Genomic DNA, 26,013 nt, shown 5'->3' on the forward strand with positions numbered 1-26,013 from the left:
TCTATTTGCTGCGAAGCGATTTAAAACGGCAAAACAGGTCGCGGCCTATATGGGGCTAATCCCGAAGCTGAAGGAGTCAGGAAAGATCAAGGGGTATACAGCTTTGAGCAAAACAGGCCCCTCACATCTGAGAGCCAAGCTCTATATGGCGACAGTATCAGCCAAGCAGCATAATCCGGATATTCGAAGGCAATATGAGCGACTACTGGCGGCGGGTAAAGCGAAAATGTCCGCTTTAGGAGCGGCAATGAGAAAGCTGGTTCAGATATGTTTTGGCGTGGTTAAGAACCAAAGTGAATTCCAGGTTCAAACAGCTTAAAAAACTGTTTGAACCCGGTGGTGAGAGATGGTATCTACGGGAGGTCCTGCGGCGATTGGTTAAGAGGCGTATGTTCGACCGCCTTAGTACGGTTGCCAGAGCTGTGGAGTCAGCAATTAATACAGGTGACGTGCAACTAGTCATAGATTGAACTAAGTCGCTGTAAATTGCCACACGTGAGGCCCCGTTAGCAATAAAGACAGTTCTGTCATTGCTTATGCTTTATCAAAAAGTTCTTCTGCATGATCTTAGTAAATATAGTTTAACTGTTACTATTTCTGAGAGAACTGCTGCAGTAGTTGCATCAAGCCATTACTTGTATGGTCAATTTGGTGGGCATGTTGTTTATTATTTTTAGCTTCCAGTGCCGATTCTTGAGAGTAGGCGAGAGTCATGTTGATTACTTCTGAAATTTGATTGGTGACCGCCGATTGTTCTTCTGTTGCTGAGGCGATCATGCTGCTCATGCTATCGATTTCACTAATCGATAAGCGGATCTGCTCAACGCTGTGACGAGCATTTTCAGCGAGTGTCACGGTATTATGTACATGTCCTGCTTGTAGCTCGATTTTCTCGGACATTTGGTCGATGGCGCCATTTAGCTTTTTTATAATTAAACCGATATTGTCTGCTGCCTTTGCCGTGTTGAGTGCAAGGGAGCGTACTTCATCGGCGACAACTGCAAATCCGCGGCCACTATCACCCGCCCGAGCGGCTTCAATGGCAGCGTTCAGGGCGAGTAAGTTGGTTTGTTCGGCAAAGTTTTGGATAACATGCAGCGCCGAGCCAATCTCTTTACCATCATCTTTTAGTTGTTGGAGTGTTATGTTGGTGGCGTCGGTTTCTGCTTCAAGTTGACGGATACTTTCACTGGTATTTTGCATTTCGGTTACGCCGTGAATCGCTGTCTCGGTCGCGCTTCGGGTGGCGGCTGATGTTTTAACTGCGTTTTCGGCAACTTCCTGATATGAGCAACTGAGCTGTTGTATTTGTACCGAGGTTTGTTCCGTTGAATGTTGTTGTTTGGTTACTATGTGGGTGAGTGTGTCAGCACTTTGGTTCAAGTTTTTACCCAGTTGGTCAAGGGTTCTGCTTTCGGTATTGATTTTTTCGATCAAGGTAGTGAAGTAGTTTCGTAGGCTATCGATGGAGTTGTTAAGAATCTCAATTTCGATGATACGGCTTGCTTGGGGGTTGTTGTCAGTTAAGCGTCCCTTAGCCAAGGCGTCCAGTTGTTGGCAGGTTGCGCTAATAACGCGACTAAGCTTGGTGTTAAGAATACTCATTACCAGTCCGATGATCGTGATGAGTGATAGGCTAATAATTAATAAGATATTGACCAGGTGGGCTGTCACGTCATGGTGCTTTTGTAAGCGGTTTTGGTTTTCCTGTAGCCGGTTATTGAGTTGATCAATAAGTGTTGTGGTTGTCTTTATGGTGTCGGCTCTGCGCGCATAGATCTTTTCGATATTGATGAATTCTTTGTTGTAACGTTTAACAAGGGTATTTAGCTCTTGGATATATAGATCGCCAACTTCATCCTTAGGGCGTTCTGTGTCATCTATAGCATTGCCAAGTAATGCGCCAAGCGTATCGTCGTTGTCAGTTGCTTCATAAATGCCAAAGCGAGGGAGCGAGGTTAATTCATCCGCCATCGCGGCTAGTGCAGTTAGACGGTGATCAATGTTCGATTTGTTGGGTTGTGCAGCGGAAAAAAAGTGTTGCCGACTGTGGGCTAGTTCAGCGATAACCGGGTTTATTTTTGCCAAAATTGTTGCGTAGCGTTGCTGCAATACCGCTTGTTGTTGGCCCCCTTCGAGGGCGTAATCGTTCAGTTGGCTGAGGTTGCCGAGTAGTTCACGTTCATTATTAATTAACAGTTCTTGTGGTTGGCGTAGTTTACCGGCGGCGCGTAGTTTGAGAAGAGCGGCTGTTTGTAGCTCTATGAGCGTGTTCTGTACAGCAGGCATCTGCCTATCGGTTAACGCTTTGACTCGTGAATCCTCATGTATTAACCGAGTGAGTGCACTGTCAATCTCGCTTAACAAAGAGGCATCACCTGAACTCAAGTAGGTCAAGGTTGGGCGGGTTACTTGGGTATCTATTTCCTCCTGAAGTTGTTGATAGTTTCGGGTTTGATCGAAACTATTATTTAACCGGTCAAGGGACCAGAGCATTAAGCTAGCCATAACGATAACAACGAGGAGTAGCGTTGCGCCGGCCATTACATTTATCTGAGATATTTTCATCGTTTACAGCATCGAATGTTTAAAGGGGTTATTTATATGTCTTTTTTGTTACAGGCGTGTTTCAGTGTTTTCTGCAGATACTCATAATGGGAGGTCGGGTTACATAGACAAGCTAGACGAGATGGATTAAAATATCGCCGATTTGCATCCTAGATATGCGCAATAAGAATTCTCTATAAAAAAGCGAGGTGGGCATTTTGTTCTACCTCGCTTTTTTGCAACTTACAGTTTATTAATTCTGTTTAGATTTTCGCACGAAGCGGGGAGGTTAATTTTGACAAGACCAGCCATTCTGGCCCTTGAGGACGGCAGTATCTTCCGGGGAGTAGCGATTGGCGCGGATGGCCAGTCCAGCGGAGAAGTCGTATTTAATACTTCCATGACTGGTTATCAGGAGATTCTGACGGATCCATCGTACTGCCGTCAGATTGTGACCCTGACCTATCCACACATCGGTAACGTGGGAACCAATAAAGAGGATGAAGAGTCCTCTCAATCATGGGTTGCAGGTCTTGTGATCCGCGATCTGCCACTAGTAGCCAGCAACTGGCGTAGTGAGCAGAACCTGGATGAATACCTGAAAGCGAATAATATTGTCGGTATTGCGGATATTGATACCCGTCGTCTGACTCGAATTTTACGTGAAAAAGGCTCGCTGAGCGGCTGTGTGATGGCTGGCGATATCGATGAAGATAAAGCACTTGCCGCAGCTAAAGCCTTTCCGGGCTTGAAAGGAATGGATTTGGCAAAAGAGGTTACGACTGACGCCGCCTATCCGTGGACATCAACGACTTGGCACCCTGTTAATGGGCATCAAGAGCGTGCAGAAGCCGAGCTCCCACACCATGTTGTAGCCTACGATTTTGGCGTTAAACGTAATATTCTGCGGATGCTGGTTGAACGTGGCTGTCGCTTGACGGTTGTACCGGCGAAAACCACGGCGGCTGACGTTTTGGCGTTGAATCCTGATGGTGTTTTCCTATCGAACGGCCCTGGGGATCCAGAGCCTTGCGACTATGCTATTGATGCCATTCAAGCGATCTGTAAGACCGATCTGCCTGTGTTTGGGATCTGCTTGGGTCATCAGTTGCTTGCGTTGGCGTCCGGTGCTCAGACGATGAAGATGAAGTTTGGTCATCATGGTGCAAACCACCCAGTACAGGACCTAAACAGTAAGCAGGTTATGATTACCAGCCAAAACCATGGTTTTGCGGTCGATGAAGATACCTTGCCGTCGACGTTACGGGCGACTCATAAATCGTTGTTTGATGGGTCGCTACAGGGTATTGAGCGAACAGATCGCGCGGCCTTTAGTTTTCAGGGACACCCTGAAGCAAGCCCTGGCCCTCGCGACGTTGCGCCACTGTTTGATCGCTTTATTCGCGACATTGAAGCGCGTAAGGCTTAACGGGCCTGATTTAAGATCAATACGTACTGCCCGTGAGATATCTCCGGGTAGTTTTTAAAGAATTAAATTTTCGATCGGTTGTTTACACATGCCAAAACGTACGGACATACAAAGTATTCTGATCCTCGGTGCGGGTCCTATCGTTATCGGTCAGGCCTGCGAGTTTGATTACTCCGGTGCCCAGGCCTGTAAAGCTCTGCGAGAAGAGGGCTATCGCGTCATTCTGGTTAACTCTAATCCAGCCACCATCATGACGGATCCATCGATGGCTGATGCCACTTACATCGAGCCGATTCAGTGGAAAACGGTTGCTAAAATCATTGAGCAGGAGCGCCCTGATGCGCTGCTGCCAACGATGGGTGGCCAGACCGCATTGAACTGCGCCCTCGATCTCGAACGCGAAGGCGTGCTTGAGCAGTTTGGCGTAGAGATGATTGGTGCTAACGCCGATACCATTGATAAAGCGGAAGACCGTGATCGGTTTGATAAGGCGATGAAATCAATCGGCTTGGAATGCCCTCGTGCTGCGATTGCTCACAGCATGGAAGAGGCGTTGCAGGTTCAGTCTCAGCTCGGTTTCCCTTGTATTATTCGCCCCTCTTTCACCATGGGCGGCACCGGCGGCGGTATTGCTTATAACAAAGATGAGTTTATTGAGATTTGCGAACGTGGTCTCGACCTGTCGCCAACCAGTGAGTTGTTGATCGATGAGTCTTTGATCGGTTGGAAAGAGTATGAGATGGAGGTGGTTCGTGACAAAAACGATAACTGCATCATTATCTGCTCAATCGAAAACTTTGATGCGATGGGTGTGCACACTGGTGACTCTATTACGGTGGCTCCAGCACAGACCCTGACCGATAAAGAATATCAGTGGATGCGTGATGCTTCTTTGGCGGTATTGCGTGAAATCGGCGTTGAAACCGGTGGTTCAAACGTACAGTTTGGTCAGTGCCCCGAAACCGGTCGATTTGTCATCATTGAGATGAATCCACGGGTATCTCGTTCATCTGCTTTGGCTTCTAAAGCGACTGGCTTCCCGATTGCTAAAGTCGCAGCGAAGTTGGCGATTGGTTACACCCTTGATGAGTTGCAGAACGACATCACAGGCGGTGCTACACCTGCTTCCTTTGAGCCGGCAATCGACTATGTTGTTACGAAGATTCCACGTTTCACTTTCGAGAAATTCCCGCAAGCGAATGACCGCCTGACCACGCAGATGAAGTCTGTGGGTGAAGTGATGGCGATTGGCCGTACGCAGCAAGAATCTCTGCAGAAAGCGTTGCGTGGCCTCGAGGTCGGTGCGTCTGGACTCGATCCTATCGTCGATCTGAAAAGTGAAGATGCCCGTGCTGAAATCGTCCGTGAGATGAAACAGCCGGGTGCTGAGCGAATTTGGTATCTGGGGGATGGATTCCGCTTGGGGATGTCCGTTGAAGAGCTGTACGAGCTCTCCGGTATTGATCCATGGTTCTTGGTTCAGGTTGAAGATCTGATCAAAGATGAGCTGCGGGTGTCTGAAATGACTCTGTCTGAGTTAGATGCGACCGAACTTTATCGCCTGAAACGCAAGGGCTTTTCTGATACTCGTTTAGCAGTGTTGCTGGGTGTGTCTGAGAAACAGGTGCGCAAGCAGCGTCATAAATTGAATATCCGTCCGGTGTTTAAGCGTGTTGATACCTGTGCGGCTGAATTTTCTACCGATACGGCTTATATGTACTCAACCTACGAGGAAGAGTGCGAGGCGAATCCGTCTGATCGTGAAAAGATTATGGTTATCGGCGGTGGTCCTAACCGTATTGGTCAGGGTATCGAATTTGACTACTGCTGTGTACATGCGGCTTTGGCGGCTCGGGAAGAGGGTTACGAAACCATTATGGTTAACTGTAACCCCGAAACCGTTTCAACCGATTACGATACCTCCGATCGCCTCTATTTTGAGCCGATCACTTTGGAAGATGTGCTGGAAATTGTGCATGTCGAGAAGCCTAAAGGGGTCATCGTTCAGTACGGTGGTCAAACACCATTGAAATTGGCCTTGGCGCTAGAGCAAGCGGGTGTGCCGATTATTGGTACTTCGCCAGAAGCGATCGACCGTGCGGAAGATCGTGAACAGTTCCAGCAGATGCTTAAGCGTCTAGGACTGAAGCAGCCTGAAAACGCTACAGTACGGTCATTGGAAGAAGCGGTGATTGAAGCTGATAAGCTAGGATATCCGCTGGTCGTGCGTCCATCTTATGTCTTGGGTGGTCGGGCGATGGAGATCGTTTATAAAGAGTCTGAACTGCGTCAATACATGACCTCTGCGGTTAAGGTCTCTCACGATGCGCCAGTATTATTGGATCACTTCCTGAATGCTGCGATTGAAGTCGATATTGATGCTGTTTGTGATGGTGAAACCGTGGTTATCGGCGCCATTATGCAGCATATCGAACAAGCCGGTGTTCACTCCGGTGATTCCGCCTGTTCTTTGCCGCCTTACAGCCTGTCAGCTGAGCTGCAGGACAAGATGCGTGACATGGTGCGTAAAATGGCACTGGAGTTGGGTGTAATCGGTCTGATGAATACTCAGCTGGCCTATCAGGACGGTGAAGTGTATGTCATCGAAGTGAACCCGCGTGCTTCTCGTACCGTTCCTTTTGTGTCTAAGTGTATCGGTGTGTCCCTAGCGAAGATTGGTGCACAGGTGATGACTGGCCGAACGCTGAAAGAGATCGGCTTTACCCAAGAGATCGTGCCAACACTGTTTAATGTTAAAGAAGCGGTGTTCCCGTTCAATAAATTCCAGGGAGTTGACCCGATTCTTTCACCAGAAATGAAATCGACTGGTGAAGTGATGGGGGTCGGCGAAACCTTTGGCGAAGCCTTTATGAAAGCTCAGTTGGGTGCCGGTGAAAAAATGCCAGCAACCGGTAAAGCATTTATCTCTGTACGTGATGTTGATAAGCATAATGTGCTGCCAGTTGCCCGTGATCTGGTTGGTCTAGGCTTTACGCTAGTCGCTACCCGTGGCACTGCTGACTTATTGAAACAGGATGGGCTGGATGTCCAGATCGTCAATAAAGTGATGGAAGGTCGGCCAAATGTTGTCGATATGTTGAAAAACGACGAAATTGTTTACGTTATCAACACCACGGAAGGACGTAAGGCGATTGCAGATTCTGCTGAGATTCGTCGATCCGCCCTGCAGCATAAAGTGCCGTATAGCACGACGCTGGCGGGTGCTGAAGCGATGACAAAAGCGATGCAGTATGGCGAAGAGAAAGTTGTCCGCCGTCTGCAAGATCTTCATTAAGGAATAGTATTATGCAAAAGTTTCCAATGACCGTGGGTGGTGAAAAAGCATTGCGGGAAGAACTGGACGATCTGAAAACCGTTCAGCGCCCAACTGTAATTGCTTCTATCGCTGAAGCCCGTGAACATGGCGACCTGAAAGAAAATGCGGAATACCATGCGGCACGTGAGCAGCAGGGGTTTATCGAGGGACGGATTCAGGAGCTGGAAGGCAAACTGGGTTCGGCTCAGGTAATTGATGTCACGCAGATTCCGCACACCGGCAAAGTTATCTTTGGTACTACTGTTGAACTACTCAATCTGGATACCGATGAAACGGTCACTTACCAGATTGTTGGCGATGATGAGGCCAATATTAAAGGTGGAAAAATCTCGATCAGTTCCCCTATTGCCCGCGCATTAATCGGCAAGGAAGAGGGCGATGTGGCGGTTGTTCAGACCCCCGGTGGCGGTGTTGAATATGAAATTGATCGGGTTCATCATATTTGACCCTGTAGGATAAAAAAAACCGCCTTACGGCGGTTTTTTGTTGTTGATCTGTTCCGGCTAGATTAACGTAGCAGGTTAGATAGCTTAGGGTCTGGGGTTTTTGCCGCCCGATAGAGCAGGGCGACATTACCGATCTCTTGAACGATGGTGGCTTCTACGATCTTAGCCATTTCACTGATCAGTTGTTTCTTTGTCTCGCGGTCGCCCACGGCAAATTTAATTTTGATCAGTTCGTGGTCTTCTAAAGCGCGATCAGCTTCCAGGAGAATATTTTCACTCAGGCCATTACCGGCAACAGTGATGATTGGGTTGAGGCCGTGACCGATAGTTCGGAACTGCTTCTTTTGCGTAGGGGTTAAGCTCATACTAAAATACTTGACCTTTGAATTTTGGAGCGGAAGACCCGCTCAGAATCATAATTAACCGATTTTACCTGAGTTAGTGTGCAGAAAGTAGACATTGACTCAAATTCCAATGGGGTTGTTGGTGGCAAGATCAAAAAGCAGCGGTCGTTGGCTGCAAGAACACTTCGACGATCAGTATGTAAAGAAATCCAGAGAACTTGGATATCGCTCCAGAGCAAGTTTTAAGCTGCTGGAATTGAATGAAAAAGATAAACTAATTCTCCCAGGCATGACGTTGATGGATCTTGGTGCTGCGCCTGGAGGGTGGTCTCAGGTGGCGGCAGAACTGGTGGGTGATGAAGGTCGGGTGGTTTCGTCGGACATCCTGCCAATGGATCCATTACCCGGTGTGCAGTTTGTTCAGGGCGATTTTACTGAGGAGTCTGTGCTCAACGAAATCTTAGAAACATTAGGAGATACGTTAGCAGACCTTGTAATTTCCGACATGGCCCCCAATATGAGTGGTATGAATGCTGTTGATCAGCCGGCGGCGATGTATCTTGTAGAGTTGGCGTTGGATATGGCTCGTCAGGTTTTGAAGCCCGGAGGTGATTTTGTCGCCAAAGTTTTTCAGGGTGAAGGATTTGACGAATATATGAACGATATGCGCAGCAGCTTTACTAAGGTATATACCCGTAAGCCGGACTCATCGAGGGCCCGTTCGCGTGAAGTCTATTTGATTGGACGAAATTTTCGTCCTTGATATAGTCAACACGGTATAAGTACTGTAGCTTTGTTTGTTTTCGGACGGACACTAATTTTGAGAAAACAGAGGGTTTTCCTTTGAACGATATGGCAAAGAATTTAGTACTGTGGCTGGTTATCGCAGCAGTGCTGTTAACCGTTTTCAATAATTTTAACAGCGAAGACACCTCGCAGAACCTCAATTACTCTGAGTTTATCAGCGCGGTGAAGAGTGATCAGGTTCGGCGTGTTGTTATTGATGGTTATACTATTGAAGGCGAGCGACTCAACGGCGAGCACTTTTCGACAGTGCGTCCTGCCCTACAGGATCCTAAACTGGTAGATGACCTGTATAACCACAAAGTGGTTATCGAAGGCAAACAGCCTGAAAAGCAGAGTGTCTGGACTCAGTTATTGGTTGCTAGCTTCCCAATCTTGATCATTCTGGCCATCTTTATGTTCTTTATGCGGCAGATGCAAGGTGGTGGGGGCGGTAAAGGCGGCCCGATGTCATTTGGTAAGTCTAAAGCCAGAATGATGAGCGAAGATCAGATTAAAACCACCTTTGATGATGTGGCTGGCGTAGAAGAAGCTAAAGAAGAAGTTAAAGAATTAGTGGATTATCTGCGCGACCCGGGCAAATTCCAGCGGCTAGGTGGGCATATTCCCCGTGGCGTGTTGATGTCTGGTAGCCCAGGTACCGGTAAAACTCTCTTGGCGAAAGCGATTGCGGGTGAAGCAAAAGTGCCGTTCTTCACCATCTCTGGTTCTGATTTTGTGGAGATGTTTGTCGGTGTCGGTGCATCCCGAGTACGGGATATGTTTGAGCAGGCGAAGAAAAATGCGCCTTGTATCATCTTTATTGATGAGATCGATGCCGTAGGTCGTCACCGTGGTGTTGGTATGGGTGGTGGTAATGATGAGCGTGAGCAGACGTTGAACCAGTTGCTGGTTGAGATGGATGGTTTTGAAGGTACGGAGGGCGTTATCGTGATTGCAGCGACTAACCGACCTGATGTACTTGACCCTGCATTGTTGCGTCCGGGCCGTTTTGACCGTCAAGTACATGTTGGCTTGCCTGATATTCGAGGTCGTGAGCAGATCTTGAAAGTGCATATGCGTAAAGTGCCGCTGGGTGATGATGTTAAACCTGATCTCATCTCCCGTGGTACGCCAGGCTTTTCTGGTGCCGATCTAGCTAACTTGGTGAACGAGGCGGCACTGTTTGCTGCTCGCTCCGGTAAGCGGACTGTCGGGATGGAACAGTTTGAGCGCGCTAAAGATAAAATCATGATGGGCGCTGAGCGTAAATCGATGGTTATGTCGTATGAAGAACGCCGGAATACTGCTTACCATGAATCCGGTCATGCGATTGTTGGTCGCTTGATGCCTGAGCATGACCCAGTTTATAAAGTATCGATTATTCCTCGTGGACGGGCGTTGGGTGTCACCATGTTCCTGCCGGAAGAAGATCGTTACAGTCATAGCCGTAAGTTGCTAATCTCCAATATCTGCAGCCTATATGGTGGCCGTATTGCTGAAGAGATGACCTTGGGTAAAGATGGTGTGACCACTGGTGCATCTAACGATATTCAGCGGGCAACTAGCCTGGCACGTAACATGGTGTCTCGCTGGGGCTTGACCGATGAGCTTGGCCCTATCCTGTATGATGATGAAGAACAGGATCCGTTTAACCGGGGTTATGGGCAGCCAAGTAAAGTGATGTCTGAAGAGGTGCAGCGTAAAATCGATGCTGAAACCCGTAAGATTATCGATGAGTGTTACGCTAAAGCTTATAAAATGCTGGAGGATAATCGCGATATTCTTGATGCGATGACTGAAGCGCTGTTGAAGTATGAAACCATCGATAGCAAGCAGTTGGATGAGCTAATGGCGCGTAAGCCAGTTAGCCCGCCAGAAGGCTGGCAGGAATCCGATTCTAAAGCTGCTGAAGAAGAAGCTGCCGCTGCGAAAGAAGAAGAGTTCGAACTCAATGAGGAGCATCAGAATGAGGCTAAAGATGATGACAAGCCGTCATCTGATTCAGATGCTGACACTGATGCGCCGGATCAAACTCCGCGTTGATCCATTGATTTGATGTAATGCCATAAGGCCGGTCTCTGACCGGCTTTTTTAATAATCTGTCTGCGATGGGCTCTGCAGTGATCGATTTATCTAGCTACCGTTTTGGTTCCCATACCCTTGATTTAAGTCGTCCTCAAGTAATGGGGATTGTGAATGTCACTCCCGATTCATTCTCTGATGGCGGCACGCTGTATGAGACTCGTAATCTCTGTGTCGATCAGGCGGTTGAGCGAGCAAGGCAGATGGTTCTTGATGGCGCTGCGATTATTGATATTGGTGGTGAGTCAACTCGTCCAGGTGCGGCTGCGGTCTCGTTGCAGGAGGAGTTGGATCGAGTTCTGCCGGTAGTGGAAAGAATCAATGCAGAGTTGGATGTTATTATCTCGGTGGATACCAGTACGCCAGAAGTTATCACTGAGGCGGCTTTCTTAGGCGCAGGCCTAATTAACGATGTCCGTGCTTTAGGTCGTGAAGGGGCATTAGAGGCAGCCGTAGCGACCGGTTTGCCCGTCTGTCTTATGCATATGCAGGGTAGCCCAGCAACGATGCAGAATGCGCCAGAATATGACGATGTATTGGATGATGTCAGCCACTTTTTGCAACAGCGCATTGAGGCTTGTCACAGCGCGGGTATAACAAGTGATCAGATTATTTTGGATCCAGGTTTCGGTTTTGGTAAAACGGTAGAGCATAATCTGCGTCTGCTTAATAATTTGCGCCAACTGCTTAAGTTTGATCTACCTTTGCTTGTGGGCACGTCGCGTAAAAGTATGCTGGATCATGTACTGAATCGATCAGTGGATCAGCGTTTAGCCGGTGGTTTAGCGACCGTCGCGATCGGCGTGCAGCAGGGCGGCCATATTTTCAGGGTTCATGATGTCAAAGAAACAGTCGACGTGGTGCGGATGACCGAAGCGATCTTGAATGAAAGGAAGGTTGATAATGACTAAGCGGTATTTTGGCACGGATGGTATTCGCGGCAAAGTTGGCACGGCGCCGATCACTCCAGACTTTATGTTGAAGCTGGGTTGGGCGGCAGGGAAAGTCTTTGCTCGGGAAGGGCGTAGTAAGATTATCATTGGTAAAGACACGCGAATCTCTGGCTATATGTTTGAGTCAGCACTGGAGGCGGGGTTATCGGCGGCTGGTGTTGATGTGTTGTTACTTGGACCTATGCCGACACCTGCGATTGCTTATCTAACACGTACCTTTAGGTGTAATGCGGGCATCGTTATCAGTGCATCACACAACCCTTATTACGATAATGGGATTAAGTTTTTCTCTGAGCAGGGTACTAAGCTGCCAGATGCCATTGAGCATGCGATTGAAGCGCAGATGGATATGGCGATGACGACGGTGGATGCCGCTGAGTTGGGTAAGGCGCGAAGAATTGAGGACGCCGCAGGGCGTTATATCGAATTTTGCAAAGGCACGGTCTCGGGTGATCTCAGTCTCAAAGACCTGAAAATTGTAGTCGATTGTGCCAATGGTGCTACCTATCATATAGCGCCTAAAGTGTTTCGTGAGTTGGGCGCGTTAGTGGTTGAGATTGGCTCATCACCCGATGGTATTAATATTAATGAAGCTTGTGGTGCAACCTCGACTGCGTTGCTGCAGCAAACGGCTGTTGAGCAGCAGGCTGATCTGGGGATTGCACTGGATGGAGATGGTGATCGCCTTATTATGGTTGATCACCTAGGCCAGCAAGTCGACGGGGATGAGTTGCTGTTTATCATAGCGATGGCCCAATACAAAAAAAATCAGCTTAATGGTGGTGTGGTAGGCACTCTGATGAGTAACTTCGGCTTAGAGCAGGGGCTGAAACAAGCGGGTGTTCCTTTCATCCGGGCGCAGGTTGGCGATCGCTATGTATTGGAGCAGATGATTGCTAATGATTGGTTTCTCGGCGGCGAATCGTCAGGTCATCTGATCTGTCGTCAGTTGACCTCAACTGGGGATGGTATCGTTGCGGCACTGCAGGTGCTGAAAGCGGTTACCGATGAGGGGAGTTCATTACATGTGCTTAAATCGGCGATGGGTAAAATGCCGCAAACAATGATTAATGTGCGTTTGACTAGCAAAGTCGACGTACTTTCGCTGCCTGACGTGCAATTGGCTGTAACTGATATTGAGTCTCGCTTAGGTGATCGTGGACGGGTATTATTACGTCCTTCGGGCACTGAGCCGTTAGTACGAGTGATGGTGGAAGGGGATGATGAGGCTTGGGTTGAGGCCTTGTGTCAGGAGTTAGCCGAGGTTGTGCGACAAGCACTCTGAATTTTTATCATTTTGTGCGCGCTAGTTGCTTGTAACTTATCAGGAAACTCGTTACTATGTGCGCCGCTTTGCACAGAGGGGAACTCATGCGTAAGACGATAGTCGCCGGAAATTGGAAGATGAACGGAACCAGTGAGTCGATCAAGACGTTGCTGGAAAGCCTCACCGCAGGTGTGCCTGCTGTTGATGGGCTGGTGACATTAGTCTGTCCGCCTGCTGTCTATCTGTCTCAGGTTAAGCAGTTATTGGGTGATGCGCCGATCGCATTGGGTGCGCAAAATGTTTCTTCGCAGCCAGCAGGTGCTTTTACCGGTGAATGTTCGTTGGCGATGCTGCAAGATCTAGGATGTGAGTATGTTATCCTTGGTCATTCTGAGCGGCGTAGCCTGTTTGCTGAGACAAATAGTGATGTGGCCGATAAAGTAGCGGCAACACTAGCGGCAGGATTGATTCCAATACTCTGTGTTGGTGAAACTCTGGAGCAGCGTGAAGCGGGTGAGACGCTAAAGTTGGTTGCTGCGCAGATAGATCCAGTATTGCAGCGAGTGGGTGTTAAAGGTTTTGCCTCTGTGGTAATTGCATACGAACCTGTCTGGGCTATTGGTACAGGTTTGACAGCAACCCCAGAGCAGGCGCAGGAAGTACATGCTGCTATCCGTGCGCAACTTGCTGAACGTGATGCTGACATCGCTGATCAGCTATCAATTTTGTATGGCGGCAGTATGAATGCTGGCAATGCAGCTGAGCTTTTGGCTCAACAGGATATTGATGGTGGTTTGATTGGTGGCGCATCGCTGAAAGCTGACGAATTCCTGACGATCTGCGCTGCGGCGACAGAGAGTCGTAAGTAAGTGGAAAAATAGATGGAAACTCTGGTTCTTGCTGTACATGTTCTGCTGGCTGTTGCCATTATTGCTCTGGTGTTATTGCAGCAGGGTAAAGGCGCTGAAGCCGGTGCTTCGTTTGGTGCAGGTGCATCTCAGACAGTATTTGGTAGTCAGGGATCTGGTTCATTCCTGAGTCGTATGACTGCGATTATTGCAACCGGTTTATTTATTACCAGCTTTGTGTTGGCGGTATATGCAAAAGATAAGGCAGTTTCAGTGAATGATGCAGGTATTCCTTCTGCTGCGCTGATTCAAAGTGCCGCAGAGCAGGTTGATCAAGTGCCTGTTTTGGAAGAGCAAAAGTTACCTACAGGTGATGCGGACGTACCGCCTGCAGAGTAAACCTCGTTTTATGCCGAAGTGGTGGAATTGGTAGACACGCCATCTTGAGGGGGTGGTGACCTAATGGTCGTGCGGGTTCAAGTCCCGCCTTCGGCACCATATTTAAAGAAGCGCTCTATGAGCGCTTTTTTTTCGTCTATGCCTTGGCGGGACTATCGTCCCGCGTTGGTTCATCTGCGATGAAGTCCTTCGGACCGCCGTCGCAGGCTCCTGCGCCCAATGAAGAGCGCATAGTCGGCACCTTGTTTAAAGAAGCGCTCTAGAACGCTTTTTTTCGTCTATGCCTTGGCGGGGCTATGGTCCCGCGTTGGTTCATCTGCGATGAAGTCCTTCGGACCGCCGTCGCAGACTCCTTCGCCCAATGAAGAGCGCATTGTCGGCACACTGTTTAAAGAAAGGCTGTAAGTTTTTTTCGTCTATGCCTTGGCGGGACTATCGTCCCGCGTTGGTTTATCTGCGATGAAGTCCTTCGGGCCGCCGTCGCAGGCTTCTTCGCCCAATGAAGAGCGCATTGTCAGCACCCTGTTTAAAGAAAGGCCGTAAGTGTTTTTTGTTTATGCCTTGGCAGAGTCGTACTTGTTGTTTCTAGCCCTTCCGGTTGGTGTTCGAGTTGGCTGTTGTTCTTTTTTGAGTGGTGATAACGGCTTTTCACTGTTTGTTGGGTAATCAGTACAAGCTGTCCTTGAACTAGAATGGTAGCGGGAGTATAATTCACCCCGATTTCTGATGCGGGGTGGAGCAGCCTGGTAGCTCGTCGGGCTCATAACCCGAAGGTCGTCAGTTCAAATCTGGCCCCCGCTACCATTTTTTAATGGTCAATCAGAAACAAGAGTTTTATTACGAACTCTTGAAGGTTATAAGGAATCTGATCAGGTATAGCTTGCCTGTCAGTCTATATCCTTCGGGAAGGGTTCCCGCTACCAATTTCAGAAGACTGTTCAATCAGTGATGGATCTGAAATTGTCGATCAAGTAGTACGTTGATTGGCCCCTTTTTAGGGGCTTTTTCGTACTTGCGGCCCAGAGGTCGTATGTGGAATGGGTCTTTGACCCATTTTTTGTTTGCCTAAAAAGTAGGTTTAGAGGTTTTTGCGTGTCAGCAAAGTTGAGTGTGTTACAGGAACTGATTGAGCCATCCGTGGTGGCTCTCGGTTATCAGTTATGGGGTATCGAAATGGTATCTCAGGGGCGTCACAGTATGCTGCGGATCTATATCGATGCTGAAAATGGTATCGGTGTCGATGATTGCGCCAATGTGAGTCGTCAGGTGAGCGGTATTCTGGATGTGGAAGATCCGATTAGCGGAGAATATACATTAGAAGTGTCCTCGCCGGGGATGGATCGCCCGCTGTTTACGCTGGAACAGTACAAGGCGTTTGTCGGGCATGTTTTGCAGGTGAAATTGCGAATGCCATTTGATGGTCGCCGCCGGTTTAAAGGCGTCCTGAAAGGCTTTGAGGATGAAGATATTGTGCTGGTTGTCGATCAGGAAGAATACCTGTTACCGATTGACCATATTGAAAAAGCAAACATAGTTCCTCAGTTCTGAGCGTAAAGAATTGAATTTTGAGGTTGGGGCAGTTGTATGAATAAAGAAATTCTACTGGTTGCAGAAGCAGTATCTAACGAGAAAGACGTTTCTAAAGAGGTCATCTTTGAAGCGATTGAATTGGCGTTGGCAACAGCGACAAAGAAGCGCTATGACGAGGAAGCGGATATCCGTGTTGTAATCGACCGAGCTACCGGTGATTACCAAACATTTCGTCGCTGGGCTGTGGTAAGCAATGAAGGTGTTCCTTTGTTGGGTACCGAGCTGACAATGCAAGAGGCTGAAGAGATTGATACCAGCTTGCAGCCAGGCGACATCCATGAAGAAGAGGTTGAATCCGTTAAGTTTGGCCGTATTGCTGCTCAAACCGCTAAACAGGTTATTGTGCAAAAAGTACGGGAAGCGGAACGCGCTAAAGTTGTTGCTCAATACAGCAGCCGTTTAGGCGAACTTATCTCGGGTACCGTCAAGAAAGTGACACGGGACAACATTATTATTGATTTGGGTAATAACGCTGAAGCTGTTTTACCCCGTGATCAGTTGTTGCCGCGGGAAACTTACCGCATGGGCGATCGAGTTCGTGCCGTACTGAATGAAATTCGCACCGAAGGACGTGGCCCACAGCTTGCGATGAGCCGTAGCTGTCCTGAGATGCTGATTGAACTGTTCCGCATTGAAGTGCCTGAAATCTCAGAAGAAGTTATTGAGATTCGTGCGGCATCTCGTGATCCAGGTTCTCGGGCTAAGATCGCTGTTAAAACCAATGATGGTCGTATCGATCCTGTTGGTGCCTGTGTAGGTATGCGTGGCGCACGGGTTCAGGCGGTGTCTAATGAACTGAGTGGCGAACGTGTCGATATCATTCTTTGGGATGATAACCCTGCACAGTTGGTCATCAATGCCATGTCTCCAGCTGAAGTTGCATCGATTGTCGTGGATGAAGATTCCCGTTCGATGGATGTTGCAGTGGCCGAAGAAAACTTGCCAATGGCGATTGGCCGTAGTGGACAGAATGTTCGCCTAGCGTCTGAACTGACGGGCTGGAAACTGAATGTTATGACCGAAGAAGACGCGGCTGAAAAGCAACAGTCTGAAACCGGATCCATCCTTGAGCTGTTTGTTAAGCACTTGGATGTTGATGATGATATTGCTGGAATATTGGTAGACGAAGGCTTTACCTCGCTGGAAGAGGTTGCTTACGTACCGGCAGATGAAATGCTCGAAATCGAAGGTTTCGATGAAGAGATTGTTGATGAACTGCGCACCCGCGCGAAAGATGCTCTGCTCAACCTCGAGCTGGCCAATGAAGAGGCGCTGAATGTTGAGCCTGCTCAAGACCTGCTGGAAATGGATGGTATGGAGCGTCACCTGGCCTATGTTCTGGCTAGTAAAGGTATCGTGACCATGGAAGATCTAGCTGAACAAGCAGTTGAAGACCTGCTTGACGTTAAAGAGCTGGATAAAGACAAGGCTGCAGCGCTAATTATGACTGCGCGCGCCCCATGGTTTGCGGACGAAGAATAAGTCAACGGAGGAGATAAACCCAGATGGCAGAAGTCACAGTAAAACAGCTAGCCGAAGTAGTTGGCGTTCCCGTTGATCGTTTGCTTACGCAGATGAAAGAAGCAGGTATTGCAGGAAAAAATGAAGTTGCTTCCGTAACAGAAGATGAACGTCAAAAGCTGCTAAACCATCTTAAGCGTAGCCACGGTGAAAAATCCGATGGCGAACCTAAGAAGATTACGCTTAAGCGTAAAACAACCAGCCAACTTAAAGTGTCTGGTGCTGCAGGTAAGAAAACTATCAACGTAGAAGTGCGTAAAAAACGCACCTATGTTAAACGTGCGGATGTTGAAGAAACATCCACCGCTAACGCAAAAGTTAACAATCTTCAGGCGGAGCTAGATGTCCAAGCCCGCCGGGATGCTGAACTTCAGGCGGCGCAAGAGAAACAGCGTGAAGAAGCACGTGTGAAAGCTGAACAAGAAGCGAAAGCGAAAGCGGCCCGTGAAACGAGTACAGCTAAGCCGGCTAATTCAGGTAAACCGTCTGAACCAAAAGCGGCCGTATCTAAGCCGTCAATGGCAAAACCTGCAGCGAAAAAAGCAGCGGCACCTCGTTCTGGCGCCGCCCCAGCAAATGCTGCTGCGCCTGCTAATGCTAATCCAAATGCACCGAAGCAGGATCGTAAGCCAGCACGGGAGAAAAACTTCCGTAGCCAGGATAAACCTGCAGCGGGTCGTAAAGGTGGCGATAAGCGCCTGTCCCGTAAACCAGGTGGTCGTGATGGTAATCGTCGCGGTAAGCCAGTTCAACGCGGCATGACCAGCTCAAACGTACAAGCGTTCGAGCGTCCTACTGCGCCGGTTATCCATGAAGTTGGGATTCCTGAATCCATTACCGTGGCTGAATTGGCGAAGAAAATGTCCGTTAAGGCGGCTGATGTGATTAAAGTCATGTTCAAAATGGGGGCGATGGCGACCATCAACTCTGTGATTGATCAGGACACTGCCACTCTGGTTGTTGAAGAGATGGGTCACACCGCTGTTGCGATGCAGGCTAACACCGTTGAAGATCAGTTGATCGAAAGCGCGGGTGCTGCAGAAGAGATTGCTGGTGAACAGGTTGAGCGTGCGCCAGTCGTTACCGTTATGGGTCACGTTGACCACGGTAAAACATCACTGCTGGATTATATTCGTAAAACTCGTGTTGCCGCGGGTGAGTCCGGTGGTATTACCCAGCATATCGGTGCTTATCACGTTGAAACTGGCCATGGTATGGTTAGCTTCTTGGATACACCGGGACACGCAGCCTTTACGGCGATGCGTGCCCGTGGTGCACAGTTGACCGATATCGTTATTCTGGTTGTCGCGGCGGATGACGGTGTTATGCCTCAGACCGAAGAAGCGGTTAACCATGCAAAATCTGCTGGCGTGCCATTGGTTATTGCGGTTAACAAAATCGATAAAGAAGACGCTGATCCAGAACGTGTTAAAAACGAATTGGCGCAGCGGGATGTCTTGCCGGAAGAGTGGGGCGGTGACGTTCAGTTCGTCAACGTTTCAGCTAAAACCGGTGAAGGTATTGATGCGCTGCTTGATGCGGTCTTGATGCAAGCAGAGTTGCTCGAACTAAAAGCGATTCCTGAAGCGCCGGGTCGTGGTGTGGTGGTTGAATCCCGTCTGGATAAAGGGCGTGGTCCTGTGGCAACACTGTTGGTTCAGAATGGTACCTTGAAACAGGGTGATATCGTTCTGGCTGGACTGCAGTATGGCCGTGTGCGGGCGATGCTCGATGAAAACGGTAAGCCGGTTAAAACCGCTGGACCTTCTATTCCGGTCGAGATTCTAGGTTTAGATGGTACGCCGGGTGCAGGTGATGAATTCACTGTTGTCTCTAACGAGAAGAAAGCCCGTGAAGTGGCGTTGTTCCGTCAGGGTAAATACCGTGAAATCAAACTGCAGCGTCAGCAGCAGGCGAAACTTGAGAACTTGTTCGAGAACATGCAAGCGGGCGATGTTAAAACACTTAATATCATCCTTAAAGCGGACGTACGTGGTTCTCTAGAAGCACTCACGAGTTCGTTGATGGACCTGAGCACAGACGAAGTTAAGGTTAATGTAGTCTCCGGCGGTGTCGGTGGTATTGCTGAAACCGATGCTAACTTGGCGGTTGCCTCTAGCTCAATCATGATCGGCTTTAACGTCCGTGCGGATGCGCAGGCGCGTGCTATCGTTGAGCGTGAAGGTATCGAACTTCGTTACTACAGCGTTATCTACGATATCATCGATGATGTTAAGTTGGCGATGACGGGTCTGCTGTCTCCTGAGTTTAAAGAGCAGATTGTTGGTATTGCTGAGGTTCGTGATGTCTTCCGTGCACCGAAGATTGGCGCAGTTGCTGGTTGTATGGTCACTGAAGGATCTGTATTCCGTAACAAACGTATCCGGGTTCTGCGTGAAAACGTGGTTATCTATGAAGGTGAGCTGGAATCTCTGCGTCGCTTTAAAGATAACGTGGCTGAAGTTCGTCAGGGCATGGAATGCGGTATCGGCGTTAAGAACTACAATGATGTGAAGGTCGGCGATCAGATCGAAGTCTTCGATACCATTGAAGTTCAGCGTACCCTTTAAGAGTGTTTTGACAGGCTATTATGGCAAGAGAATTTAGTCGTACACAGCGGATATCTGACCAGGTCCAAAAGGACCTGGCTCAGTTGATCCAGCGTGAAATTAAAGACCCCCGCTTAGGCATGGTGACAATCAGCTACGTCAAGATCGCTAAAGATCTTGGCTATGCTGATATCTACATCACCGTCATGGCGATGGGTGGTAAAGATGAAGCCACTGCAGTGACAGAATCCCTTAAGGTTCTTAACAGTGCATCCGGTTTCCTACGTGGACAGCTGTCCAGCAAGATCAAACTGCGGGTGATGCCGCAATTACGTTTTCACTTTGATGAAAGTGTGGACCGTGGCCGCCGTCTGAACGACCTGATTATTAAAGCGACTCGGGAAGATGGTCAGCACGCTCAGGACGACGAGGAATAACCTTTGGCAAGACGGGCAAAAGGCCGGTCGGTCAATGGTATTTTTCTGCTTGATAAACCGGGTGGAATGTCGTCAAACCGGGCGTTGCAAATTATAAAACGGATCTATGGTGCGGCTAAGGCTGGCCATACCGGGGCATTGGATCCACTGGCGACTGGGATGCTGCCGCTTTGCTTTGGTGAAGCGACTAAGTTTTCCCAGTTCCTGCTGAATGCGGATAAACGCTACATTACCACCGCTAAACTGGGTCAAAGAACCGATACCAGCGATGCGGATGGTGAGGTGGTTGAAGAGCGGCCTCTGCCGGAGAACCTCAGCGCAGCGCAGATTGATGAGCTGTTGCAACGGGAGTTTACCGGCTTAATCACCCAAGTGCCGTCAATGTTTTCGGCGCTTAAGCATAATGGGCAACCGCTCTATAAGCTGGCACGTCAAGGCATTCAGGTTGAAGTTAAAAGTCGCGAAGTAACGGTCTTTAGCATCGAGCTACTGGACTTTCGTGGTGATGAAGTCGATCTGGATATTCGTTGTAGCAAGGGCACCTATATCCGCTCAATTGTTCAGGATATGGGCGAGATGCTAGGCTGCGGTGCACATGTTAAAATGCTCCGCCGGCTTGATTCTGGCCCCTATAAAGCTGAGGCGATGATGCCATTGGCTGAGCTAGAACAAAGGGTGGCTGATCTGGGTAGTGATGCGACTTTAGAAGACATACAAATGTCTTTGGATGCGCTATTATTACCCTCTTGGAGTCCGGTCGCGGATACACCTGAGGTGTTGTTGTCTGATAGCCAAACCCGTGCCCTATGTAATGGTCAACGGGTGATGCTTGAAGCCTTTGATGTAGAGCCTTTGGTGCGCATTCGCGACAGCGCCAGTGATAAATTTCTGGGTATTGGCGAGATCGATGTGTATGGGCAGTTACTGCCTCGTCGCTTGATGAATACTCAGGATATATAATTGATATGTCTGTGCGGCTTCGGCGGCACGGGCGATATGACGTTGAACTGATAATATGCTCGGTACAACGCGACTATTAATCCACCACACTTATATCTGTGGTGTGCATATTAATTTTGGAGTTATTTAAAATGGCATTATCTGTTGAAAAGAAAGCTGAGATCGTTGCTGAATACGCACGCGTTGAAGGCGATACAGGTTCTCCTGAAGTTCAGGTTGCACTGCTGACTCACAACATCGTTGGTCTGCAATCTCACTTTAAAGGTCACATCCATGACCACCATTCTCGTCGCGGTCTGATCCGCATGGTAAACCAGCGTCGTAAGCTGCTGGATTACTTGAAGAAGAAAGATGTAACTCGTTACGCTGATCTGATCAAGCGTCTCGGCCTGCGTCGTTAAGATAATGTTCCGGGGTCATCTTTGATGGCCCCGGTGCTTTTTAAGGTCTGCTAAAATAGAGATCTCTATATGCGTCTGTACTACGTTTTACACCAACCAGCCTGTACTCTGGTGTGTTCTGACTCTATTCAGAGCCCAGCAGAGTACTGGCTATAAAGAGGCCGGTGTGACGTTGCACAGACATTTTTTTGTTTTGCATAAAGATAAGGAATTGTATCGTGCCACAAGCAATTACTAAGACATTCCAATACGGCAAGCATGAAGTCACTCTTGAAACGGGCCGCGTTGCCCGCCAAGCGAGTGGTGCTGTGCTGGTTACCATGGGTGGTGTACAGGTGTTATGTACCGTTGTGGGTGCTAAATCAGCCCGCGAAGGTCAGGATTTCTTCCCACTGTCAGTTCATTATCAAGAAAAATACTACGCTGTCGGCCGTATCCCAGGTGGTTTCTTTAAGCGTGAAGCGCGTCCGTCTGAAAAAGAAACGCTGACGTCTCGCCTGATCGACCGTCCTATCCGCCCGCTGTTCCCTAAGGGCTACATGAATGAAGTACAGGTTATCTGTACGGTTATGTCTGCGGATAAGATCAACGATCCTGATATCGCTGCGATGATCGGTACTTCTGCTGCATTGTCGATCTCTGGAATTCCATTCCAGGGGCCAATCGGTGGCGCACGTGTCGGTTACACCGAAGCGGAAGGTTACTCGCTGAACCCAACTTACGAAGAACTGCAAACCTCTATGCTCGACATGGTGGTTGCGGGTACATCTGATGCAGTTCTGATGGTTGAGTCTGAGGCTCAGGAACTATCTGAAGACGAAATGCTAGGCGCGGTTGTTTTCGCTCATCAGCAGATGCAAGTGGCGATCACTGCGATCAACGAACTGGTTGCTGAAGCCGGTAAGCCTCGTTGGGAATATGCACCAGAAGCGAAGAACGAAGCACTGATCGAACAGGTTCGCGGTGTTGTCGGTGAAGATATCAACGCTGCTTACCAAACGGCTGACAAAATGGAGCGTCAAAACGCTCTGGGTCAAGCACGTAGTAAAGTGATTGAAGCGCTGTGTGGTGAAGAGGGTCAACCTTCTGCCGGTGAAGTCTCTGGTATCTTCAAATCACTGGAAAAAGAGATTGTTCGGGGTCGTATCCTTGATGGTCAGCCACGTATCGATGGCCGTGACAGCAAAACTGTTCGCGGTATTGATGTTGAAGTTGACGTACTGAGCGGTACACACGGTTCTGCACTGTTTACCCGTGGTGAAACTCAGGCGATCGCTACCTGTACGCTGGGTACTGCGCGTGATTCACAAATCATCGATGCGATCGAAGGTGAACGCCGCGATCCATTCATGCTGCACTACAACTTCCCTCCTTACTCTGTAGGTGAAGCGGGCCGTATGGGTTCTACTGGTCGTCGTGAGATTGGTCACGGTCGTCTGGCTCGTCGTAGTGTTGCTGCTGTTCTGCCGACACAGGAAGAGTTCCCGTACACTATCCGTATCGTGTCTGAGATCACTGAATCTAACGGTTCAAGCTCTATGGCGTCTGTTTGTGGTGCGTCTCTGTCTATGATGGATGCTGGTGTTCCATTGAAAGCGCCGGTTGCGGGTATCGCAATGGGTCTGGTTAAGGAAGGCGAGCGTTTCACCGTGCTGACCGATATCCTAGGTGATGAAGATCATCTGGGTGACATGGACTTTAAAGTAGCCGGTACTGAAGCAGGTGTTACTGCATTGCAGATGGATATCAAGATCACCGGTATTACCGAAGAGATCATGGATATCGCGCTTGAGCAGGCTTATGAAGCCCGTGCTCACATCCTGAAAGAGATGGCTAAAGTGATTGGTTATGCACGTCCAGAACTGCCGGACAACGCACCTGCCATGACGCTGTTGGAAATCAATCCTGAGAAGATCCGCGACGTGATCGGTAAGGGTGGTGCAACCATCCGTGCTCTAACTGAGCAGACTGGCGCGACTATCGATATCGAAGATAACGGTACAGTTCGTATCTACGCAGCCGATAAAGCAGCAGCGAAAGCCGCTGTGGATAAAGTACGTGAAATCACTGCTGAAGCTGAAGTAGGTAAAATCTACGAAGGTAAGGTTGTACGTCTGGAAGAGTTCGGCGCGTTTGTAAACATCCTGCCGGGTAAAGATGGTCTGGTTCACATCTCTCAAATTGCTAACAAGCGTATTGAGAAAGTGACCGATTACATCAAGATGGACGACACCGTTAAAGTTAAAGTGATGGAAGTCGATCCACGTGGCCGTATCAAGTTGACCATGCGTGATCTAGAACAAGATGAGTCTGTAGAATAAACACTCATTAAGTGATTGAAAAAGCCCTGCCGATGCAGGGCTTTTTTGTGTCTGCTTGGTTTACATTAGGGCAATCTTTATTGCCGAGGATTAATATGAAAAGATTGATAACGATAGTGTCTGTTTTATGGCTAGCCGGTTGTGGCGGTGATGAGGTTGGCGATGTATCGCTTGGATTACTAACCACTAAAGATATTAAACTGAATGTGCTGGTAGATCCGGTCGTCACCGGTGTTACTTGTCATATTGCCAGCATTGAAGCAGATCTGGATTTTGCGGACCCCAGTGATTCATCGATTGCTTGTCGTCAAACGGGGCCGATTACAGCGCAGATGATTGCCGCCATTGATCGCTCAAAGGATGGCGAGGTGGTGTTTCGAAAATCCAAGAGCGTGCTGTTCAAAACCATGAAAGTACGGCGTATTTTTGATCCACAATCACAGACCTTAATGTATCTTTCATACTCAACCAAAGAGATTAATGGCAGCTTTAAACACAGCCTTTCTACGGTACCGTTATGGGGAACTTCAGCTTATCAACAGCAACAAATCCCCACTCAGTAGAGGATTATACGGCTGATTTGTATTGTTCTAGTCCGGCAATGGATGGTTGATAAGCCCGCTGATCACTTTTGGCTAGCGCACGCAGTAGGCGTCCGGTAATGCAGTTAAAGCACTGTGGCCCATTTTGTTGACAGAGAGAGTTAGCGCAGGCGTTGAGCAGCAGTTCGTGAGCTGCTTGTTGCTGTACGCTACGGGTGTTTGAAAACAGTTCTCGGCAGGTGACTATGCCTAGTTCAAATAGCTCTGTTACTGCGCTGCCGCGCCATTCGGCAATGAGGTGATTAGATACTCCGCTGTGTAGTTTTATCACCGGTTCTTTGCGTTCTAGCCATGCATCAATTCTCAGGCCATTCATTATTAACTCTCCATTTTTTGAATGATAATGATTCTCATTATGATTATTTGAGTTATTAATGCAATAGCTTTATCAGCTTATTTTTTATTGTGTATTTATTACCCCAACGGCTGAAGCCTACGAGGGCTGAGGCTTAGCGTAGTTGTCCCAATGTTATGCACAGGCTTGTGCCGCTAAAGCTGGGGATAACATCAGTGGATAACGTTAATTTATTCGCTTGGTGTAACGCTGTTTTGGCTTTGGCGTGTCAGTCTCCTAATAGGCTTAACTCATAACGCTAATTGTTCATACATCGCTGCTGATTCTGCTTGTCTGTTATTGTATGCGGCTGAAAGCTAGGTCATGCTTGCGACTCCGTATCTATTCAGTTGATTTTGGCGGTTAAAATGATCCAAGATTTAGAGGCAAACAAAGCCAATGCGATAGCCTTCTATCGGACAGCCTATTTAGGTGACCCAAGTGCAGCGGTCGAGACCTATGTTGGTGCGGAATACATCCAACATAACCCAGTTGTTGCGGGTGGTAAGCAAGGGTTTATCGATTATTTTGATGAAATGGCGCGAGACTTTCCTGATAAAACCATCGAGTTTGTGCGTGCGATAGCACAAGAGGGTCTCGTCGCATTACATACCCATCAGATTTGGCCGGGTAATGATCAATATGTAACGATGGATTTTTTTCGCTTTGATCAGCAGGGCAAAATCGTTGAGCATTGGGACTCTATACAGCGTGTTCCCGTTGACACTAAAAATGGTAATCCGATGTATTGATTGACGTGGCGAGGCATACGGAATGTTTGTCGCCTTATTGAGTAAGGGAAGCGAAAGCTTCCCCACTCACGACGAGTCTTCAAGTGATTAGCCAGTGACACGAAGGGC

Annotated in this window: 22 protein-coding genes and 2 tRNA genes; 21 read left to right on the top strand and 3 right to left on the bottom strand. The window is 48.5% G+C overall.

Annotation, left to right across the window (positions count from 1 at the left end; genetic code table 11):
• Positions 1–319 (top strand): transposase (locus KO512_RS15320; protein WP_215953230.1); only part of this gene is annotated, 319 nt, incomplete at its 5' end.
• Positions 320–591: 272 nt separating this feature from the next.
• On the opposite strand, the gene KO512_RS15325 is transcribed toward KO512_RS15320, so the two are convergent.
• Positions 592–2,568, bottom strand: coding sequence for a methyl-accepting chemotaxis protein (locus KO512_RS15325; RefSeq protein ID WP_215953231.1), 1,977 nt, complete (start codon positions 2,566–2,568; stop codon positions 592–594).
• Positions 2,569–2,842: 274 nt separating this feature from the next.
• Between KO512_RS15325 and carA the strand changes: the two genes are divergently transcribed.
• The 3 genes from carA (at position 2,843) to greA (ending at position 7,759) form a co-directional block, all read left to right on the top strand.
• Positions 2,843–3,976, top strand: coding sequence for a glutamine-hydrolyzing carbamoyl-phosphate synthase small subunit (carA, locus tag KO512_RS15330; protein ID WP_215953232.1), 1,134 nt, complete (start codon positions 2,843–2,845; stop codon positions 3,974–3,976).
• A gap of 88 nt (positions 3,977–4,064) precedes the next feature.
• A complete protein-coding gene (gene carB / locus KO512_RS15335) occupies positions 4,065–7,271 on the top strand; it encodes a carbamoyl-phosphate synthase large subunit (protein ID WP_215953233.1) in 3,207 nt (1,068 codons plus the stop codon).
• Between the two features lie 11 nt (positions 7,272–7,282).
• The gene (gene greA / locus KO512_RS15340; protein ID WP_215953234.1) at positions 7,283–7,759 is read left to right on the top strand and encodes a transcription elongation factor GreA; all 477 of its coding nucleotides are present in this window, start codon (positions 7,283–7,285) and stop codon (positions 7,757–7,759) included.
• A 62-nt stretch (positions 7,760–7,821) separates the two neighbouring features.
• Here the strand turns inward: greA and KO512_RS15345 are convergent, their stop codons facing one another.
• On the bottom strand, positions 7,822–8,124 hold the full coding sequence (locus KO512_RS15345) for a YhbY family RNA-binding protein (RefSeq protein ID WP_215953235.1): 303 nt from the start codon (positions 8,122–8,124) through the stop codon (positions 7,822–7,824).
• A 109-nt stretch (positions 8,125–8,233) separates the two neighbouring features.
• Between KO512_RS15345 and rlmE the strand changes: the two genes are divergently transcribed.
• The 16 genes from rlmE to KO512_RS15425 all read left to right on the top strand — a co-directional run bounded on the left by rlmE (position 8,234) and on the right by KO512_RS15425 (position 24,780).
• Entirely contained in the window at positions 8,234–8,866 is a 633-nt protein-coding gene (gene rlmE / locus KO512_RS15350) for a 23S rRNA (uridine(2552)-2'-O)-methyltransferase RlmE (protein WP_252735062.1), read from the top strand.
• 89 nt (positions 8,867–8,955) lie between these two features.
• Positions 8,956–10,932 (top strand): ATP-dependent zinc metalloprotease FtsH, encoded by a 1,977-nt coding sequence (gene ftsH / locus KO512_RS15355; protein WP_215953237.1) that lies wholly within the window; start codon positions 8,956–8,958, stop codon positions 10,930–10,932.
• Between the two features lie 65 nt (positions 10,933–10,997).
• Positions 10,998–11,882: a dihydropteroate synthase gene (gene folP, locus KO512_RS15360; RefSeq protein ID WP_215953238.1), complete on the top strand. Its 885-nt coding sequence runs from the start codon at positions 10,998–11,000 to the stop codon at positions 11,880–11,882.
• A complete protein-coding gene (glmM, locus tag KO512_RS15365; RefSeq protein WP_215953239.1) occupies positions 11,875–13,209 on the top strand; it encodes a phosphoglucosamine mutase in 1,335 nt (444 codons plus the stop codon). The genes folP and glmM overlap by 8 nt, the downstream gene beginning before the upstream one ends.
• Positions 13,210–13,295: 86 nt before the next feature.
• Positions 13,296–14,060 (top strand): triose-phosphate isomerase, encoded by a 765-nt coding sequence (tpiA, locus tag KO512_RS15370; RefSeq protein ID WP_215953240.1) that lies wholly within the window; start codon positions 13,296–13,298, stop codon positions 14,058–14,060.
• Positions 14,061–14,072: 12 nt separating this feature from the next.
• Positions 14,073–14,438, top strand: coding sequence for a preprotein translocase subunit SecG (secG, locus tag KO512_RS15375; RefSeq protein WP_215953241.1), 366 nt, complete (start codon positions 14,073–14,075; stop codon positions 14,436–14,438).
• Between the two features lie 12 nt (positions 14,439–14,450).
• Positions 14,451–14,537, top strand: a tRNA-Leu gene (locus KO512_RS15380).
• A 628-nt stretch (positions 14,538–15,165) separates the two neighbouring features.
• A tRNA-Met gene (locus tag KO512_RS15385) sits at positions 15,166–15,242 on the top strand.
• A 288-nt stretch (positions 15,243–15,530) separates the two neighbouring features.
• Entirely contained in the window at positions 15,531–15,986 is a 456-nt protein-coding gene (gene rimP / locus KO512_RS15390; RefSeq protein WP_215953242.1) for a ribosome maturation factor RimP, read from the top strand.
• 36 nt (positions 15,987–16,022) lie between these two features.
• Positions 16,023–17,510, top strand: a complete 1,488-nt coding sequence (gene nusA, locus KO512_RS15395) for a transcription termination factor NusA (protein ID WP_215953243.1) — start codon at positions 16,023–16,025, stop codon at positions 17,508–17,510.
• 23 nt (positions 17,511–17,533) lie between these two features.
• The gene (infB, locus tag KO512_RS15400; RefSeq protein ID WP_215953244.1) at positions 17,534–20,119 is read left to right on the top strand and encodes a translation initiation factor IF-2; all 2,586 of its coding nucleotides are present in this window, start codon (positions 17,534–17,536) and stop codon (positions 20,117–20,119) included.
• Between the two features lie 20 nt (positions 20,120–20,139).
• Positions 20,140–20,535 carry a 30S ribosome-binding factor RbfA gene (rbfA, locus tag KO512_RS15405; protein WP_215953245.1) on the top strand — a complete coding sequence of 132 codons (396 nt, stop codon included), beginning with the start codon at positions 20,140–20,142 and terminating at the stop codon, positions 20,533–20,535.
• Positions 20,536–20,538: 3 nt separating this feature from the next.
• Positions 20,539–21,495, top strand: a complete 957-nt coding sequence (gene truB, locus KO512_RS15410) for a tRNA pseudouridine(55) synthase TruB (RefSeq protein WP_215953246.1) — start codon at positions 20,539–20,541, stop codon at positions 21,493–21,495.
• A gap of 131 nt (positions 21,496–21,626) precedes the next feature.
• Complete coding sequence (gene rpsO, locus KO512_RS15415) at positions 21,627–21,896, top strand: 30S ribosomal protein S15 (RefSeq protein WP_126159729.1); 270 nt, start codon at positions 21,627–21,629, stop codon at positions 21,894–21,896.
• 218 nt (positions 21,897–22,114) lie between these two features.
• A complete protein-coding gene (gene pnp / locus KO512_RS15420; RefSeq protein WP_215953247.1) occupies positions 22,115–24,217 on the top strand; it encodes a polyribonucleotide nucleotidyltransferase in 2,103 nt (700 codons plus the stop codon).
• Positions 24,218–24,312: 95 nt separating this feature from the next.
• Positions 24,313–24,780, top strand: a complete 468-nt coding sequence (locus KO512_RS15425; RefSeq protein WP_215953248.1) for a CreA family protein — start codon at positions 24,313–24,315, stop codon at positions 24,778–24,780.
• 4 nt (positions 24,781–24,784) lie between these two features.
• Here the strand turns inward: KO512_RS15425 and KO512_RS15430 are convergent, their stop codons facing one another.
• Positions 24,785–25,135 carry a hypothetical protein gene (locus KO512_RS15430; protein ID WP_215953249.1) on the bottom strand — a complete coding sequence of 117 codons (351 nt, stop codon included), beginning with the start codon at positions 25,133–25,135 and terminating at the stop codon, positions 24,785–24,787.
• A gap of 386 nt (positions 25,136–25,521) precedes the next feature.
• Here KO512_RS15430 and KO512_RS15435 point away from each other — a divergent pair, with 386 nt between their 5' ends.
• The gene (locus KO512_RS15435) at positions 25,522–25,905 is read left to right on the top strand and encodes a nuclear transport factor 2 family protein (protein WP_215953250.1); all 384 of its coding nucleotides are present in this window, start codon (positions 25,522–25,524) and stop codon (positions 25,903–25,905) included.
• Positions 25,906–26,013: the final 108 nt, after the last annotated feature.

This window comes from Amphritea atlantica (assembly GCF_018860855.1).
In the GTDB taxonomy this organism is placed as follows: domain Bacteria; phylum Pseudomonadota; class Gammaproteobacteria; order Pseudomonadales; family Balneatricaceae; genus Amphritea; species Amphritea atlantica_A.

Coding starts and splice junctions, on each gene's coding strand:
- KO512_RS15325 (WP_215953231.1), bottom strand. CDS start 2,568: ATGAAAATATCTCAGATAAATGTAATGGCCGGCGCAACGCTACTCCTC.
- carB (WP_215953233.1), top strand. CDS start 4,065: ATGCCAAAACGTACGGACATACAAAGTATTCTGATCCTCGGTGCGGGT.
- greA (WP_215953234.1), top strand. CDS start 7,283: ATGCAAAAGTTTCCAATGACCGTGGGTGGTGAAAAAGCATTGCGGGAA.
- KO512_RS15345 (WP_215953235.1), bottom strand. CDS start 8,124: ATGAGCTTAACCCCTACGCAAAAGAAGCAGTTCCGAACTATCGGTCAC.
- rlmE (WP_252735062.1), top strand. CDS start 8,234: ATGGGGTTGTTGGTGGCAAGATCAAAAAGCAGCGGTCGTTGGCTGCAA.
- ftsH (WP_215953237.1), top strand. CDS start 8,956: ATGGCAAAGAATTTAGTACTGTGGCTGGTTATCGCAGCAGTGCTGTTA.
- folP (WP_215953238.1), top strand. CDS start 10,998: ATGGGCTCTGCAGTGATCGATTTATCTAGCTACCGTTTTGGTTCCCAT.
- glmM (WP_215953239.1), top strand. CDS start 11,875: ATGACTAAGCGGTATTTTGGCACGGATGGTATTCGCGGCAAAGTTGGC.
- tpiA (WP_215953240.1), top strand. CDS start 13,296: ATGCGTAAGACGATAGTCGCCGGAAATTGGAAGATGAACGGAACCAGT.
- secG (WP_215953241.1), top strand. CDS start 14,073: ATGGAAACTCTGGTTCTTGCTGTACATGTTCTGCTGGCTGTTGCCATT.
- nusA (WP_215953243.1), top strand. CDS start 16,023: ATGAATAAAGAAATTCTACTGGTTGCAGAAGCAGTATCTAACGAGAAA.
- infB (WP_215953244.1), top strand. CDS start 17,534: ATGGCAGAAGTCACAGTAAAACAGCTAGCCGAAGTAGTTGGCGTTCCC.
- rbfA (WP_215953245.1), top strand. CDS start 20,140: ATGGCAAGAGAATTTAGTCGTACACAGCGGATATCTGACCAGGTCCAA.
- rpsO (WP_126159729.1), top strand. CDS start 21,627: ATGGCATTATCTGTTGAAAAGAAAGCTGAGATCGTTGCTGAATACGCA.
- KO512_RS15425 (WP_215953248.1), top strand. CDS start 24,313: ATGAAAAGATTGATAACGATAGTGTCTGTTTTATGGCTAGCCGGTTGT.
- KO512_RS15430 (WP_215953249.1), bottom strand. CDS start 25,135: ATGAATGGCCTGAGAATTGATGCATGGCTAGAACGCAAAGAACCGGTG.
- KO512_RS15435 (WP_215953250.1), top strand. CDS start 25,522: ATGATCCAAGATTTAGAGGCAAACAAAGCCAATGCGATAGCCTTCTAT.